14 protein-coding genes and 1 pseudogene are annotated in these 15,267 nt (G+C 66.5%); 9 read left to right on the top strand and 6 right to left on the bottom strand.

The genetic code is table 11. The annotated features are described in order from the left end of the window. Positions 1-8: 8 nt before the first annotated feature. Both A5758_RS13740 and A5758_RS13735 read left to right on the top strand, forming a co-directional pair. Positions 9-2,579 (top strand): SpoIIE family protein phosphatase, encoded by a 2,571-nt coding sequence (locus tag A5758_RS13740; protein ID WP_067740712.1) that lies wholly within the window; start codon positions 9-11, stop codon positions 2,577-2,579. Further along, positions 2,579-2,902, top strand: coding sequence for an STAS domain-containing protein (locus tag A5758_RS13735; RefSeq protein WP_067740756.1), 324 nt, complete (start codon positions 2,579-2,581; stop codon positions 2,900-2,902). Before A5758_RS13740 ends, A5758_RS13735 begins: the two co-directional genes overlap by 1 nt. Positions 2,903-2,920: 18 nt before the next feature. On the opposite strand, the gene A5758_RS13730 is transcribed toward A5758_RS13735, so the two are convergent. Next, positions 2,921-3,424, bottom strand: coding sequence for a DUF2505 domain-containing protein (locus A5758_RS13730; protein WP_067208857.1), 504 nt, complete (start codon positions 3,422-3,424; stop codon positions 2,921-2,923). A 74-nt stretch (positions 3,425-3,498) separates the two neighbouring features. On the opposite strand from A5758_RS13730, the gene A5758_RS13725 reads away from it, so the two are divergent. Continuing rightward, a complete protein-coding gene (locus tag A5758_RS13725; RefSeq protein WP_067208892.1) occupies positions 3,499-3,708 on the top strand; it encodes a DUF3072 domain-containing protein in 210 nt (69 codons plus the stop codon). On the opposite strand, the gene A5758_RS13720 is transcribed toward A5758_RS13725, so the two are convergent. Then, a complete protein-coding gene (locus A5758_RS13720; RefSeq protein ID WP_067740710.1) occupies positions 3,709-4,725 on the bottom strand; it encodes a YihY/virulence factor BrkB family protein in 1,017 nt (338 codons plus the stop codon). A 126-nt stretch (positions 4,726-4,851) separates the two neighbouring features. On the opposite strand from A5758_RS13720, the pseudogene A5758_RS13715 reads away from it, so the two are divergent. From A5758_RS13715 to A5758_RS13705, 3 genes and pseudogenes are all read left to right on the top strand, one after another. After that, positions 4,852-5,138: pseudogene (locus A5758_RS13715) on the top strand (nitroreductase/quinone reductase family protein). 459 nt (positions 5,139-5,597) lie between these two features. Beyond that, positions 5,598-6,530, top strand: coding sequence for a class I SAM-dependent methyltransferase (locus tag A5758_RS13710; RefSeq protein WP_067740708.1), 933 nt, complete (start codon positions 5,598-5,600; stop codon positions 6,528-6,530). Next, positions 6,527-7,162, top strand: coding sequence for a class I SAM-dependent methyltransferase (locus A5758_RS13705; protein WP_067740706.1), 636 nt, complete (start codon positions 6,527-6,529; stop codon positions 7,160-7,162). Before A5758_RS13710 ends, A5758_RS13705 begins: the two co-directional genes overlap by 4 nt. A 7-nt stretch (positions 7,163-7,169) precedes the next feature. Here the strand turns inward: A5758_RS13705 and A5758_RS13700 are convergent, their stop codons facing one another. The 3 genes from A5758_RS13700 to A5758_RS26255 all read right to left on the bottom strand — a co-directional run bounded on the left by A5758_RS13700 (position 7,170) and on the right by A5758_RS26255 (position 11,024). Further along, positions 7,170-7,469: a hypothetical protein gene (locus A5758_RS13700; RefSeq protein ID WP_067740704.1), complete on the bottom strand. Its 300-nt coding sequence runs from the start codon at positions 7,467-7,469 to the stop codon at positions 7,170-7,172. Positions 7,470-7,674: 205 nt separating this feature from the next. Further along, entirely contained in the window at positions 7,675-10,062 is a 2,388-nt protein-coding gene (locus A5758_RS13695; RefSeq protein WP_067740702.1) for an ATP-binding protein, read from the bottom strand. Between the two features lie 374 nt (positions 10,063-10,436). Then, on the bottom strand, positions 10,437-11,024 hold the full coding sequence (locus tag A5758_RS26255; protein ID WP_082939679.1) for a chitin-binding protein: 588 nt from the start codon (positions 11,022-11,024) through the stop codon (positions 10,437-10,439). 326 nt (positions 11,025-11,350) lie between these two features. Here A5758_RS26255 and A5758_RS13685 point away from each other — a divergent pair, with 326 nt between their 5' ends. From A5758_RS13685 to A5758_RS13675, 3 genes are all read left to right on the top strand, one after another. Next, positions 11,351-12,088, top strand: coding sequence for a VIT family protein (locus tag A5758_RS13685; protein WP_197503883.1), 738 nt, complete (start codon positions 11,351-11,353; stop codon positions 12,086-12,088). A gap of 134 nt (positions 12,089-12,222) precedes the next feature. After that, complete coding sequence (locus A5758_RS13680) at positions 12,223-13,068, top strand: acyl-CoA thioesterase domain-containing protein (protein WP_067740698.1); 846 nt, start codon at positions 12,223-12,225, stop codon at positions 13,066-13,068. Continuing rightward, a complete protein-coding gene (locus A5758_RS13675) occupies positions 13,065-14,612 on the top strand; it encodes a class I adenylate-forming enzyme family protein (RefSeq protein WP_067740696.1) in 1,548 nt (515 codons plus the stop codon). The genes A5758_RS13680 and A5758_RS13675 overlap by 4 nt, the downstream gene beginning before the upstream one ends. A gap of 7 nt (positions 14,613-14,619) precedes the next feature. On the opposite strand, the gene A5758_RS13670 is transcribed toward A5758_RS13675, so the two are convergent. Continuing rightward, positions 14,620-15,237, bottom strand: a complete 618-nt coding sequence (locus tag A5758_RS13670) for a TIGR03085 family metal-binding protein (RefSeq protein WP_067208831.1) — start codon at positions 15,235-15,237, stop codon at positions 14,620-14,622. Positions 15,238-15,267: the final 30 nt, after the last annotated feature.

Raw genomic sequence — 15,267 nt, 5'->3', positions numbered from 1 at the left:
TTGTATCCATGGTCAACGAAGGGGGTGGATCGGCGTTCACCTGGCAGGGCCGGCGTGAGCTGGTGAGCCAGATTCATGAGCAGCTCGACGAGCTGGTCGAGGCCCGCGACCAGATGGAACAACTGGTGCGGGTCATCAGCGAAATCGGTTCTGATCTGGACCTGGACGTGACGCTGCGCCGGATCGTGAAGGGGGCGATGGAGCTGACCGGCTCCCGCTACGCTGCCCTGGGTATCCGCGCTGCCGACGGCGCCCTGGCCACTTTCGTCCGCGCGGGAATCGACGACGACACGGCCCGGCGGCTCGGCGATCTGCCGGTCGGTGAGGGTCTCCGCCTCGAAGATGTGAGTGCTCATCCGCAGGCCGCCAAGCTGCAGGCCCACGATCCGCCGCTGCGGGCCCTCCTCGGATTACCGATCACCGTGCGGGGCTCGGACTTTGGCAGCCTCTACCTCGCCGACGACCGGACCGGCCGAGTCTTCTCCGACTCCCAGGCGGCCGCGGTGCGGGCCTTGGCGACGGCCGCGGCGGCCGCCATCGACAACGCGCGCCTGTTCGAGCGAGAACGTGAGACGGCCAGATGGACGAAGGCCAGCCGCGAGATCACCACCGCGCTGCTGTCGGGCGACCCCCAGACCGGGCCGTTGCAACTCATCGTGAACCGGGCGCTGGAGTTGGCCGGCGCCGAACAGGCGATTTTGCTGGTTCCGAAAGAACCCGATCTGCCCGCCGATGAGGTTGACACCCTGGTGGTGGCTGCGACGGCGGGGCGGTACTCCTCGGCGGTGATCGGTCGCCAGGTGCCGATGGACGGCTCCACCACGGGCGGTGTCGCGCGGCGCGGGCTACCGCTGATCACCGAATCCTTTCAATATCCGATCGAGGGATTCACCGACGTCGGTGAACGCTCGGCGATCGTCATGCCGCTGATCGCGGACGGCGCGGTGCTGGGCGTCATCGCCGTCGCACGCGACCCCCAGCAGTCGCCATTCGGCAACGATTACCTCGAGCTCGTCAGCGACTTCGCCCGGCACGCGGCTATCGCCCTGGCGTTGGCGGCGGGTCGTGAACACGCGCTCAACCAGGAACTCGCCCAGGCGGACACCGTCGACGATGCGGTGAACGCCGCCGCCGAGGAATTGCGCCGTTTGTGGCGGGCCCGCCGCGTTCTGGCCGTCACCTTTCCGACCCCCAGTTCCTCCACGGGAACCGCCTATGGCGCGCCGCAGGTCGTGTCGGTCGGCGAGCCCGCGCAGTGGGGCGACCTGCCGCCCCGTACCCAACAGATGCTCAGCGCATTGCGCGACGGTGACTTGCTCACCACCAGCACGGGGGAAGCCGGGACGGCCGGCATCGCGCTGCAGCACCCCGAGGGCGTGCTCGTCGTCTGGATCGATCTGGCCGAGCGACGCGCGTTCACCCTCGAGGACCAGACCTTGCTCACGGTGTTGGCAGGCCGGCTCGGCCAGGGGCTGCAGCGGGTCCATCAGGTCGACCAGCAGCGCGAGACCGCCCTGGCGCTGCAACACGCGATCCTCGGCCCGGCCGATCTGCCGCACGGTTTCACGGTCCGCTATCAGGCCGCCAGCCGGCCTCTGCAGGTGGGCGGTGACTGGTACGACGTCGTCGACCTGGAGGACGGGCGCATCGCAATGGTCGTCGGCGACTGTGTGGGGCATGGCCTCGCCGCCGCCACCGTAATGGGTCAGGTGCGCAGCGCCTGCCGCGCGTTGCTGTTCGAGAACCCGAGCCCCGGCGCCGCTCTTGCCGGGATGGATCGCTTCGCCGCGCGGCTGCCAGGCGCCCAGTGCACCACCGCCGTCTGCGCGGTGCTCAACCCGGAGACCGGTGAGCTGGTTTATTCGAGCGCCGGACACCCGCCGCCCATCCTGGTCCACGCTGACGGCACCACCCAGATCCTCGATGACGGCCACACCATCGCGCTGGGAGTACGTGCAGGCTGGTCCCGCCCGGAGGCCCGGGTGACCTTGCCGGCGCGCGCGACCCTGCTGCTCTACACGGACGGGCTGGTCGAACGCCGCCGCACCGCACTCGGACAGGGGATCTCCCGGGCAGCAGGGCTGGTGCAGGACGGCCGCGCGTCCACGCTCGACGACTTGGCGAACGACATCATGTCCGGCCTGGCCCCCGACGGCGGCTACCAGGATGATGTCGTCCTAATGCTCTATCGCCATCCCGCGCCGCTGGAGCTGACGTTCCCCGCCGACATCAGCCACCTCGCCCCGGCGCGAACCGCGTTGCGCACCTGGTTGACACGGACCCGTCTGGACCCGGAACAGGCGATGAACGTGCTCGTCGCCGCCGGGGAGGCCGTCGCCAACGCCATCGAGCACGGTCACCGCGACAAGCCGGAAGGCACGATCAGCCTGGGCGCGACCGCATTGGTCGACCAGGTGCAGCTGACCATCACCGACACCGGCTCGTGGAAGGTTCCGCAACCGGCCAGCTATCCCCATCGGGGCCGGGGTATCGCTCTCATGCGAGGGCTCATGCACGACGTCACCATCAGCCCCGACGCCGCCGGGACCACGGTTCACCTATCCGCGAGGATCACATGATGCCCACGTTGCTCACCCTCGACACCGCGCGCCGCGACGACGGGAAAGTGACGTTGGTCGCCGCGGGGGAGATCGATCTGAGCAACATCGACGCCTTCGTCCAGGCCCTTACCAGCGCGAGCGGGGAGTCCCCCGGCGGCGGTCCGCTCACTGTCGACCTCAGTGGCGTCGAATACCTCGACAGCGCCGCCATCAACGCGCTGTTCACCCACGCCAACCACATCCACCTGATCGCCCATCCGATCTTGATGCCGATCCTCACCATCAGCGGCCTCACCGAACTGGTTGCCGTCGATCCCGCGTCGCCGACATCGGAAAACTGACGAACTTCCGGCGCTGCGTCAGGGGTTTTCGGCGATCCAAGTGCTGGTGAAGTGCTGTAGCGCGGGGATGCTCTTAGTCAGGTCGGCTTCCATCGATTTCTCGAATTTGCGGCCCACCAACGGAATTCTGACCGCCACCTCCACGGTGAAGCGCAGGCGCGCGCCGTTGCCCGCGGGCGCCATCCAGGCTTCCGCACGGCCCGATCCGATGCCGCCGGAGCTCACGACGGTGATTTGCCCGCGGACCTCGCCGTCGCCTGCTGGTCGCCATGTCTCGCTGTGGACGATCTTCAGCTCGCCGGGGACGGCTTTGGCAATGAGCGTGGGCATTAACTGGCGGGCCACGTGCTGGGTGGCGCGGACTGTCACGGTGCCGTCGGTATCAACGACCAGCGAATCGAGCGTCGTGGGAGCGTTGCTGGCTTTCAGGCGGGCCAGCCAGTAGTCCTCGCGGCCGAACGTCGTATGGATCTGTTCAACGCTGGCGGGCGATTCGACCAGGATGCCGAAGGAACGCGACATGGCAGCGATTCTTCCAAATCACCATGTTTCGAACGTACGTGCGATGGTTATCCCTCGTCGCGGAGGTGAAGAACATGACAGACAACCGGCAGGCGCCAAGCGAAAATCCCGAGAAGGAGACGTCCGAGTGGGTGACCGGGGACGAACCGATGACCGGTCCCCAGCGCAGCTACGTGCACACCTTGGCCCAGGAAGCAGGGCGCGACGTTTCCGACGATTTGACGAAGGCGCAAGCGTCGGAGCTCATCGACGAACTGCAGCAACAAACCGGACGTGGTGACTGACTAGCCTGCGGACCGGCTGCGGATGGTCGGCGTCGTCGGCGTCGGGGGGCCGGCCGCCTTGCGGCGGAGGTCGCCGAACCTGACGCTAACGCGCTGAAAGCCCTTGACCCGCTCGGCTTTTGCCTTCTTGGTGTAGGTCTTGCGGTCAGCCGGTGTGAGTTCCGCGTCATCGGTGAAGGGCGTGAGCAAGGCGCGCGGGTAAAGCCCTTCCACCAGAACGACATTGATCTCGGCGCACACGACCAGCGTGGACGAGATCAGGAAAAGGAAGGCCAGCAATCCCAGCACCAATGCGAAGACGCTGTTGGTAGCGCTGGCCGTCTTGACCGTGTGGCGAATGTATCCGGCACCGCCCCACTGCAATATCTGCCAGATCACGGCTGCCGCAAGCGCTCCCGGCAAGACTTGGCGATAGGTGAGGTCTCGCGCGGTCGTCACGCGAAATGCCACCAGGCAGATCAACGCATTGATCACCACGGCGACCAGTGCGACGCCGATCTTTCCGAATACGCCGAGCGCCCCCGTGGCCTGGCCGGCGGCAGACAGGGCGGTCGCGGCGAGGGCCGCCGAGCCGAGGACCAACAACAGCATCAAGCTGCGCAGGCGTGAGCGAATCGGGTCAGGACGCTTGTTCCTCGGGACGGCCCACACCGAGTCCATTGCGTTCTGCACCGCCTGCCCGACGCCCAGACCGCCGTAAAGCGCGCCGAGGACGCCGACGACCACGGCGACGGTTCCTCCGCTGAGCCCGGCGGGCTCATGTAGCTGACTGCCGATGACCGGGAATTGGCTCAAGGTGCTGTGCAGCACTTGTCCCTGCAGGTCGGGGCGTCCGGCCAGGATGACCCCGAGGCCGGTCGTCAACAGCAGCAACAGCGGGAACAGCGACACGAACCCGTAGTAGGTGATCAGCGCGGACAGGTAACCGCCTTGATCGTCGAGGTATTTGTAAATGACGCCGATCACCACACCCGCGACGCGGTTTCGGCGCTGCAGCCTGTCCAGCCAGCCGACCATCTCGTGCTCACTTCGGTTCTACGGAAGCGGATACCCCCCCGATGGGATGTCCCAGGTGATACCCGGATTCCGCGGCGATCAATCGTGGGCCGCTCGGTGGCCGGATGCCCGTGCCAGGATGGGGTGATGGTCGATGATGCGATGCAGTCGGAGCGCGATTTCAATGAGCGCAATGTCGAGGAATTCCGCCGCAACGGGGGCAGGGTGGGTGGACAGTTCGAGGGCTTCCCGTTGCTGCTGTTGACGTCGACCGGTGCGCGCAGCGGGCCTCCAAGCCGGCGACTGTGCGCGAATTACCTGGCGGCGAGCGCGATTCCGTTTATCGGATCGTCGTCGAGCGGGCGCCCAGGTTTGGCGAGTATCAGGAGCGCACCGACCGGGTCATCCCGGTCTTCGAACTGGTTACCGAATAACAGCACCGCCGATGGGTTGCGTGTCGCAAAATGAATGTCGGGCTCGGGAGGAGACCGGTATGAAAATCAAGCAGTTGGTACGGGTCTGGGCGTTCGGCGCATTCGCCCTCGCATTGGCGATGTTGTCGGCAGTCACGGCGCCGGCGATCGGCCGGGCCGACCCCAATTGCGCTGTGGGGTTTGTGTGGAGCGTGGACTTGCATCAATGCGTGCCCTGGGTCCCCGCCGTGAACGGGCCGGGCGGACCCGGTGGTCCTGGCGGCCCGGGTGGCCCCGGCGGACCGGGCGGGCCCGGTGGTCCGGGTGGTCCTGGCGGCCCGGGTGGTCCCGGTCCGGGGTAGGGCTCGGTAGCTGGACGCCCGAGCCGCGCGGCAACCTGTCGCGAAATGCTCGGGAACTTATCGCCCCTTGCGGTCGTTACACTGGCTAAGTATCGCTTAGACCGAGGGGACCAAACGCATGCCACGCACGGACAACGACACTTGGGATTTGGCCACCAGTGTGGGCGCGACGGCCACGATGGTGGCCGCGGCCCGGGCGATCGCGACCAAGGCCGACAAGCCGCTGATCGAGGACCGGTTCGCCGAACCCCTGGTTCGCGCCGTGGGCGTGGACTTCTTCACGCGATGGGTCGACGGCGACCTTGTCGCGGTCGACGTCGACGACCACGAATCCGGTTGGAAACTCGAGCACATGCCCGTGGCGATGGCCGCCCGGACCCGGTTCTTCGACACCTTCTTTCAGGAGGCGGCGCAAGCCGGGATCCGTCAGGCGGTAATCCTGGCGTCCGGCCTCGACGCGCGCGCCTACCGGCTGGAATGGCCCGCCGACATGACGGTGTTCGAAATCGACCAGCCGGAGGTGATCGAGTTCAAGACCACCACCCTGGCGAAGCTGGGCGCCGCCCCCCAGGCGGACCTGCGCACCGTCGCAATTGACTTGCGACGGGACTGGCCGAAAGCGTTGGTGGATGCCGGTTTTGACAAGAGCCGCCCGACCGCATGGATCGCGGAAGGCCTCTTCGGGTACCTGCCGCCAGAGGCTCAGGACCGCTTGCTGGACAACATCTCCGCGCTGAGCGCCGAGAGCAGCAGGTTAGCTGTCGAAGCCATCCCGGACCGGCCGCAGCAGGACGTCGAAAAAGCGCGAGAAATGATGCGCAGGGCCACCGCCAAATGGCGCGACCACGGCTTCGAGCTGGATTGGGAGGAGCTGGGTTTCGAGGGTGAGCGCAACGACGTCGCCGACTACCTGAAGAACCTGGGGTGGCAGACGGTCGGCACCCAGATGAGTGAGCTGCTGGCGGACGGTGGGCTGGCGGCGATTCCGCAGACGAACGACTCGGTGTCAGTCGCCGACACCGTCTACTACAGCTCGGTGCTGAGCGCGTGACGGCACCGAGTCGACGAGGGCTCAACGACGCGGTCACTCGGCTCTGGAGCTTTCTCGCTCCGGCCTACGATCTGCCGGTCCTGCAGCAGTGGGTTTACCGGCCGCCGCACGATGAGGTGATTGCGCGGTTGCGCGCCCACCATGCCCGCAAGATCGCCGATATCGCCTGCGGCACGGGCATCCTCAGTGATCGGATCGCCCGCGAGCTGCAGCCCGACGAGATCTACGGTGTCGACATGTCCGACGGCATGCTCGCCCAGGCGCGTGCCAGAACCGACCGTGTGCAGTGGTTGCGCGGCCCGGCTGAGCAGCTGCCCTTCGACGACGGTGCGCTCGACGCCGTGGTGACCACATCGGCGTTCCACTTCTTCGACCAGCCGGCGGCGTTGCGCGAATTCCACCGCGTGCTGGCGCCCGGCGGGTTGGTGGCCGTCGCGGCCCTGAGCACGCGGCAACCGCGGCTGCAGGCACCCTCGGCGAATAGGTGGAAACCGCAACACAATGCGTCACCTGCGGAGATGAGGGCTTTGTTCGAAGGCGCCGGGTTCGTCATCAGCGATCAGCACCGCATCCCGCGTCCGGCCTGGACGCGGATCATCTCCGACCTGATCACCGTCGGCACCAAAAGCTGAGCGATCGTCAGGCGGCTAGCCTGCTCATGACGCGCGGAGCCGGTCGCGAGAGATGCTCGCAGCCACCGCCGTAGACGACGCGGGAGGGCCGATAGCCGGGGACTGGCCGGGCGACGGCGCATTGCCGAGCGAAACGCTCCTGCCCGCGCTCAGCCGTCCGTTCAATGAAATCGGTGGCGATCCACCCGGCGCCGAATACCGCCGCCGTGACACCGAACTGGAGTGGCGAGCCGGCTGCAAGGGCGACCAATGCGAGGATGCCCGACACCACGGCGACGACGAGTGTGCCGGCGTAGAGGAGGGTCATGCGAGGTTCTCGGGCTTGCGGCGGGGTATTAGGCATTGCCGCGGGCTCCTCCTGTTTAGTCGGATGAGAGTCTTCGTACGGCGGAAACTGAACCGTGACCTCAATGTTTCGTTGCCGAGACCACATAGACGAGGGCCAGACGGCACGGCTGGTCATGGCGTTAGGCCCCGTTCAAGAGGCCAAAAGTCCCGAGAATTGAGATTTTCTACCGGTCGGCCTGCGGGCCGTCGGGCATGGGAATCGTCCATGTCCACGCCGTCTCACCGATGTCCGGCGTCGCGATGTCCAGTCGTGCCCCGCGGTCGGCGAGCTGCTGGGGCAGCAGCGCTGAACGATCAGCGGACACGGCCAGGCGTGCGGTTGCGCCGGATTTCGCGATCACGGTAATGACGAGGTCGGTTTCGTAGCTGGCCCGCAAGATGATCTCGTCGGCGGTCGCGTGCCGGAGGATTGCTGTCATGAGTTGCTGCACAGCGTCGTTGACCGCACCGGTGATCGCTTTGTCGATGGTGTCCAGGGGTCCGGCGAAGGAAACCTGGAATTTTGCGTTTAGGGTTTCCGAGGCTTCGCCGATCAGCTCCGAGATGCGTAGCCGGAAATTTGTCGCGTCCTCGGCCGGCATGTCGAGTTGATTGATGGCGTTATGGACCTCGTTGATGACGGCATCGAGCCCAGTGACCGTCTCGCGGATACGGTCGGCGACGCCCGGGACTCGAACCAGTGGTAAGACGCCGCTGAGTTTCAAACTGATGGCGAACAGTTCCTGTACCACGGTGCGGTGCAATTCAAGTGCGATGCGTTCGCGTTCGACGACGACTCGCAGCCTTCGCAGGTGGGCTTCGGCGCGCCGCAGATTCACCAGATTGTCCACGCGAACCTGCAGTTCACCGAGTTGAAATGGTTTCGGCAGGTAGTCGTTCGCTCCGGCTTCCAGCAGTGCCAGCCGCGATCGATCGTCGGCGCGGGCGGTCAGTATCAGCACGGGTGTGTTGGCGAGCATCGGATCTGCGCGGACTTCGGCCAGCACCTGCTCTCCGCTCAGTTGGGGCATCATGATGTCGGAAACGATCAGGTCCGGGCGGTGCGCGCGCGCCAGCTCCAATCCCGACCGGCCGTCCAATGCCGCCTTGACCCGATACCGCTGTGATAGTGCTTGGCACACAAAGGCATTAAGATCGGCATTATCTTCGATTACGACGACGACGGGTTTGGAATCCGTGCTGTCGTGGTCGGGCTCGACCATCGCATCTGGGCTGCGGCTCAGTTCGGCGATCGCTCCGGCGGCACTGGCCCGGATGCCGTCAGCGTTACGTGGACCCGCACTCTGCACGGGCAGGCCCGCGGGCGCAGCCCGCGGAAGGTCGATGACCACCAGTGCTCCGCCTTCGGGGGCGTCGGTGATGGTCACGCGGCCGCGGTGAAGGCCCACAAGGTCGCGGACGATGCTCAGTCCCAACCCGGTGCCGCCGACTACGCGGGTGGGTCCGCCCTCGACCTGCCGGAACCGGTCGAACACCACTCCTCGCTGTTCGAGCGGTATCCCCGGACCGCTGTCGGCGACCTCGATGATGACTCGATCATTGGCCGCGGCCGAGACCGAACACCGCACTGTGCCGCCGGGCTGGGTGAACTTGAAGGCGTTGGACAGCAGATTCACCACGATTTGTTGCAGGTGCTCGGGATCTAGCGCGGCCGGGATGGGCTGGTTCGAGTGGACGATGAGGTCGATATCGCGGTCGACGGCAAGCGATTCGAAAAACGACGCGCCGAGGCGAACATGCTCCGCGACATCTACTTCGGTGTAGTTCGGTTGTACGGCACCGCTTTCCAGCCGGGCCGCGTCGAGAAGGTTGTTGACGTGACGCAGCAGCAACTGCGCGTTGCGCGCTATCAGTTCGAGATCGGCGTGTGCGGGGTCTTGCGCATCGATGGATGCGAGCAGTTTGCGGGCGGGCTCCAGGATGAGCATCAATGGCGTGCGAAGTTCATGGCTGACGTTCGCGAAGAATTGGCTTTTGAGGTCGTCGAGTTCTTTAGCCCGCGCATAGAGATCGGCTAGTTCGGCGTTGGTCTCCTTGAGTTCGCGGCTTGCCTCGGCAACTTCGTGGGTGCGGGCGAAGACCTCTTGTTCCATCTGCTGGGTGGTGGCGCGCAGCGCGGCCGTCTCCCGTTGTTGGGCGACGTCGGATGCTTGGAGGCGGACGAACTCGGTGACGTCTTCGACGCGGTGAATGATGTAGCAGACATTGCCGTCGGGGTCGAGAATCGGCGAGTTGGTAGGGCTCCAGAATCGTTCTTCGAACTCGTCGTCGGGGCGCCTGACGTCGTAGCGCTGTACCGGCATTGAATCGGCGACGCGCTCGCGCAGCACCCGATCCAGCGACACCCGCAGGTTACGGACACCCTCGGCATCAGGATCGTTGGGATTGTCTGGGAAGACCTCGAAGATGACGCGCCCCAGAATCTGTGCTCGCTCGGTCAGCGTCGCCTGCGTGTACGCATCGGTGACCGCCACGATGCGCAGGTGGGGATCCACTACAAGGAATAGGCCGGGGGCCGACTCGAATAGCAGTTGGAAGTCGACACCCTCCATCACGAGCGCACCACCTTTGCCACTGCGTCGAGGCTATTGTGATGCACCGAAGTTCATCGGGCGTAGTGAATTTTGAAATTCATACTCCTGTGGCGTCGACGCTTGGTGTCTCCTAACCGGGGTCACGATGCCCGATGGCGCCAGCAGTCCAGAATTTGAGAAAAGTCCTACCGCCTCGCCCCGGCGAAAGTGGTGGCAGGTCTACCGCGCCGTTGACGGGATGTTGACGGGTCCTGTTGCGGTGTAGCGTATTTGAGGTCGCACTGGCCGACCCCGCTGTCATGTCTAAACCGCACTCCGGCACAGGGTCAGGGGTTGACAGCACAACGCCCGCCTCGCCTGGGTGGCGAAGCGGGCGTTGTGGTCACTGCTGTTTACAGCGGAATCCAGACTCCAAAGAACCAGAAGCCCCACTGATTGAATCCGGGGTCCCACACGGGAGTCTCCTGATAGCCCCAGTAGTTGATCGGGCCATATCCCCACTGCCCGCCGGGCGGGGGGAGTGGCCGGTCCCACGCGGGCCGCGGCGGCTCACCGGGCCCCCAAGGTGCCGGACCGTCACCCCACGGGGCACCGCGGAAGTAACCGCGCTGGGCGTCTCCGTGCCAGGGCCCGCCCGGATGATCGGGTCCACCGGGTCCACCGGGTCCACCGGGGCCACCGGGGCCGCCAGGTCCACTCGGTCCGCCAGGTCCACCCGGATGATCGGGTCCGCCGGGTCCACCCGGCCCACCGGGAGGTCCGCCGGGGTGACCGGGCCCGCCTGGTCCACCCGGCCCACCCGGGTCACCGGGCGCGTTCGGCGGATGGATACCCCCAGGAGCCGGCCCACCATGATTGCCGGCCGGACCGGGCGGTGGCGCTCCCGGCGCGGCGTTGGCGACACCGGCGCCCATACCGAACGCTGCGGCGCTCAGGGCGCCGGCGACGGTTATCCCCCCAAGTATTTGCTTGAATTTCATAGTCCTTCACCTGTCTAACTACTAGTGAATTCCTCGGAATCCCCCTTACACAAACCGACCGTAGATAGCTTCCCTATGTATCGGCTGTGCGTGGCCCAAGCAGAACTTCTGGGCGCGCCGACCTGCGTGTTGACGTGGCGGAAGATGGACGGCCTGCGCGGGGAACCGCGAAATATGAACCACTGCGACCCGCGACGGCGTGTCGCCGCAGACGTTTATGTGTCACGGATCGACGTCGGCCTCGCACGGCCGCCGGAGACCCGACGAGGCCGAGAGCCCCCTAGCCGCTTTGGAAAGGCTATGTTTCCTAGTCGAGCGGGGTATTGATGTATATCGTTGCGGCCGTGTCGAGTCCGTCGCATCCGCATCCGTCCGAACCGCATTCGGGTTCGGTGTCATCGAAATTGAATTGGTTGCGCGCCGGAGTCCTGGGTGCCAACGATGGAATCGTCTCGACGGCGGGCATCGTGGTGGGAGTCGCGGCGGCGACGGTGGAACGCGCTCCGGTATTGACGGCCGGTACCGCTGGACTGGTCGCTGGGGCCGTGTCGATGGCGCTGGGCGAATACGTGTCGGTGAGCACCCAGCGGGACACCGAGAAGGCGCTGCTGCACAAGGAACGCCAGGAGCTCCGTGACGATCCGGCCGCCGAGCTGGACGAGCTTGCCGCCTTGTACGAAGCCAAAGGCCTGAACGCCGCGACCGCGCGCACCGTGGCCGAGGAACTCACCGACCACAATCCGCTCCTCGCCCATGCCGAAGTCGAACTCGGTATCAATCCCGAGGAGCTGACCAACCCGTGGCAGGCCGCGTCGTCCTCGGCGCTGTCGTTCGCAGTCGGCGCCCTCCTGCCGTTGGTCGCGATCTTGGCGCCGCCCGCGACGTGGAGAATCCCGGTCACCGTGGCCGCGGTACTCGCCGCGCTGGTGCTCACCGGGGCGGTATCGGCCGGTTTGGGTGGGGCGCCCAAGAGCCGGGCGGTCCTCCGCAATGTCATCGGAGGCGGTCTCGCATTGTCGATCACCTACGTGATCGGCCACTTGGTCGGTGCAGCGATCGCCTAAGGGTGCCAACACCCTTGCTCGGTTAGCGGATTGACCTGAGACAGGTCGGCCCCGGGGGACTGGAACTCAAACAGTAATATCAACTGTTGCCATCCCCACACGGGGGACCCCAACTCTGGGCGGAGCGCCGCGCATTGACCGAAACGAATTTCGTGCCGGATGACGTTGATTCAGCGGCGCAGACGCCGTACTTCCTGCGCGACGAAAGCCGTTTCGTGCCAAATCCGATCGCGCGCGGTGGGTGGGGTCCGTCGCTCAGCGGGCACGTGGTCGGCGGACTGCTGGGCTGGGCCGTTGAACGCGCGGTCGACGACCCGCAACTGCAACCCGCCCGGCTGACCGTCGACCTTCCCGCACCGGCCGCGCTGGAACCCATCGAGGTGCAGACCACCGTGCACCACGATCGTCGGCGGCTGCGCCTCGTTGAGGCCGTTCTCACCCAGCGTGGTGTCCCCGTCGCGCGGGGGAGCGCCTTGTTTCTGCGGCGCGGCCCTCAGCCAGAGGGGCAGGTGTGGTCGCCAAATCTGCAGATGCCGCCACTGCCCATCGAGGACGACGCGCAACCCACGCTTTTCATGCGCACCTACGGCTGGGGCACCGAACTGCAGAATCGCGATCCCGAATGGGTCGACACCTCCGGCCCGAAATACACCTGGCTTTATGAAACACGCTCACTCATCGACGGCGAACCGCTCACTGCCTTCACCCGTGCCGCCATGGCGGCCGATATCACGGCTTCCCTTGCCAATTGGGGCACGAACGGTCTGCAATTCATCAACGCCGACTACACCCTCACGTTGAGCCGGCTACCCGAAGGGCCCCACATCGGCATGGCGTCGCTGACGCATTACAGCCATGAGGGCGTGGCCACCGGCTCGGCCGTGCTCGTCGACCGCGAGGGGCCCATCGGCAGTGGTGTGTCGGTCGCGATAGCCCACTCCGGATTCCGCCCGACGCAGGTGAATCCGACGAACGAATGAGCATCGGAAGCGACGCGACCTACTGGACGTTGATCGCCGACGCGGCGCGGGCCTCGCCGCGGCCGCTGCTCGCCGACGACCAGGGGCGCAGCCTGACCACCCGTGAGTTCCACGATGCCGCGTGCGTGACCGCCGCCGCGTTCACCGAGCGGGGGATTCGCGCGGGGACCGTCGTGTCCTGGCAGCTCCCGACCACGCTCGAGACCATGGTCGTCATGGCGGCGCTGGCCCGGATCGGCGCGGTGCAAAATCCCATCATCCCGATACTGCGAGAGCACGAGGTCGGCTTCATCACCGGGGAGCTGTCCTCGGAATACCTTGTCGTGCCTGAACTTTGGCGCGGATTCGAGCACGGTGCGCTGGCACGGAACCTGGCCGCGACGCGGGGCTTCGAAGTCATCACCGTTGACTTGGCGACGCCGCCGGACGATGGCAAGCTTCGACTGCCCCGCGCGGCCACTGACGCGCTCGGGCCGCCGCCGGCGTCCGCCCGCGACGCGCGCTGGGTCTACTACTCGTCGGGAACCACCGCGGCGCCCAAAGGAATCCGCCATACCGACGCATCGGTGATCGCCGGCGCAACCGGACTGGTCAGCGCGATCGGCATCACCAGCAGCGACGTCGATCCCATCGCCTTTCCGGTTGCGCACATCGGCGGGGCGGTCATGCTGGCCGCCGCGCTGCGAACGGGCATGCGGCTGGCGCTCTTTGAGGTATTCGACCCGGCGACGACACCGTTTTCCATCGCGGCGCACAACCCGACTTTCCTCGGCACGGCAACCCCGTTCTTCGTCGGCTTCCTCGAGGCCCAACGAGCCCATGGCGACCAGCCGCTATTCCCCTTCCTCCGCGGCTGCCTGGCCGGCGGCGCGCCGATCACGGCCGAACTGGGCCGTCAAATCCGCGAGGCCTTCGGCCTGCCCGGCATCGCCAACGCGTGGGGGCTCACCGAATTCCCCGTGGCGGCCTCACCATCGCTCAGCGCCGCGCCCGAGTCGCTCGACCACACCGTCGGCGCGCCGACGGCGGGGGTCAGCGTCCGGGTGGTCGGCGGCGATGAAGCCGAACTGCCCGTCGGGCAGGAAGGTGAGCTGCGGCTCAAGGGACCCCAGTGCTTTCTCGGGTACGCGGACGCAACGCTCGACGCCGACGCGTTCGACAAGGACGGCTGGCTCCGCACAGGCGATCTCGGGCTGGTCGACGAGGACGGCAACGTCCGCGTGACCGGCCGCATCAAGGATGCGATCATCCGCAACGCGGAGAATGTGTCGGCCCTCGAAGTCGAGAATGTGCTGGCCACCCATCCCGCGGTCGCCGACGTCGCGGTAATCGGCATCCCCGACCCGCGCACCGGTGAGCGCGTATGCGCGGTGGTGGTGCCGGCGTCGGCCGAGGACCCGTCGTTGGAATCGCTGGTGCGGCACTGTCATTCACACGGGTTGAGCCGCTACAAACATCCCGAACGCCTCGTGATTGTTGATGCGCTGCCGCGCAATCAATTCGGCAAGGTGATCAAGAAAGAGCTCCGCGAAACGTTCGGGTGAAGCCGGGCTACAGCCCTTTGGGCGCGTCCCGGACGGCCTGTACCGCCGATGCGTCGCCGTCGAACTCGACTCGCGCGGAGCGCCCGACCGCGAACAGCAGCAGCTCTTCGGGCGCACCGGTCACCGTGACGGCCGGGCCGCGGCCCGCAGTCAGCAGCGTCTTGCCCTCCGGGGTACGCAACGCCACCCGGCCCGGCACCTTGGCGAGCGTGACCCGGGCCATCAGGGGCAGGGTTCGGCGCAGCCTGGCGGCCAGGGCGGGCTCCAGCTCGCGCGGGTTCCAGCCCGGCTGGGCGCGGCGCACGTCCTCGTGGTGGATGAACATCTCGGCGACGTTGGCCACCGCGTCGAGGAGCTTGAACGGTGAGTACACCGGCGGGCCGGACGCGACCTTGTCCACCAGCTCGTCCCACTCGGTCTCGGCCGTCTGATCCTGCACCTTCTCGGTGTGCGGGGCGAAGAACGGGATGACGATGCCCGGAGCGGCGTCGGGCCGGTACTCCCGGATGACGAGGTGGGCGGCGAGGTCCCGCGTCTTCCACCCTTCGCAGAGGGTGGGCGCATCGGGTCCCACGCCGCGCAGGGTGTCGACAAGGGCGGCTCGCTCGCGTTGGGCAACAGACATCTGTTCAGCGTAGGCCCGACGTGATCGCTA

This window comes from Mycobacterium sp. 852014-50255_SCH5639931 (genome assembly GCF_001665605.1).
GTDB lineage: Bacteria > Actinomycetota > Actinomycetes > Mycobacteriales > Mycobacteriaceae > Mycobacterium > Mycobacterium paraffinicum.
Note: the sequence above shows the minus strand (reverse complement) of the source record. Positions and strands in the feature narration are given on the sequence as shown.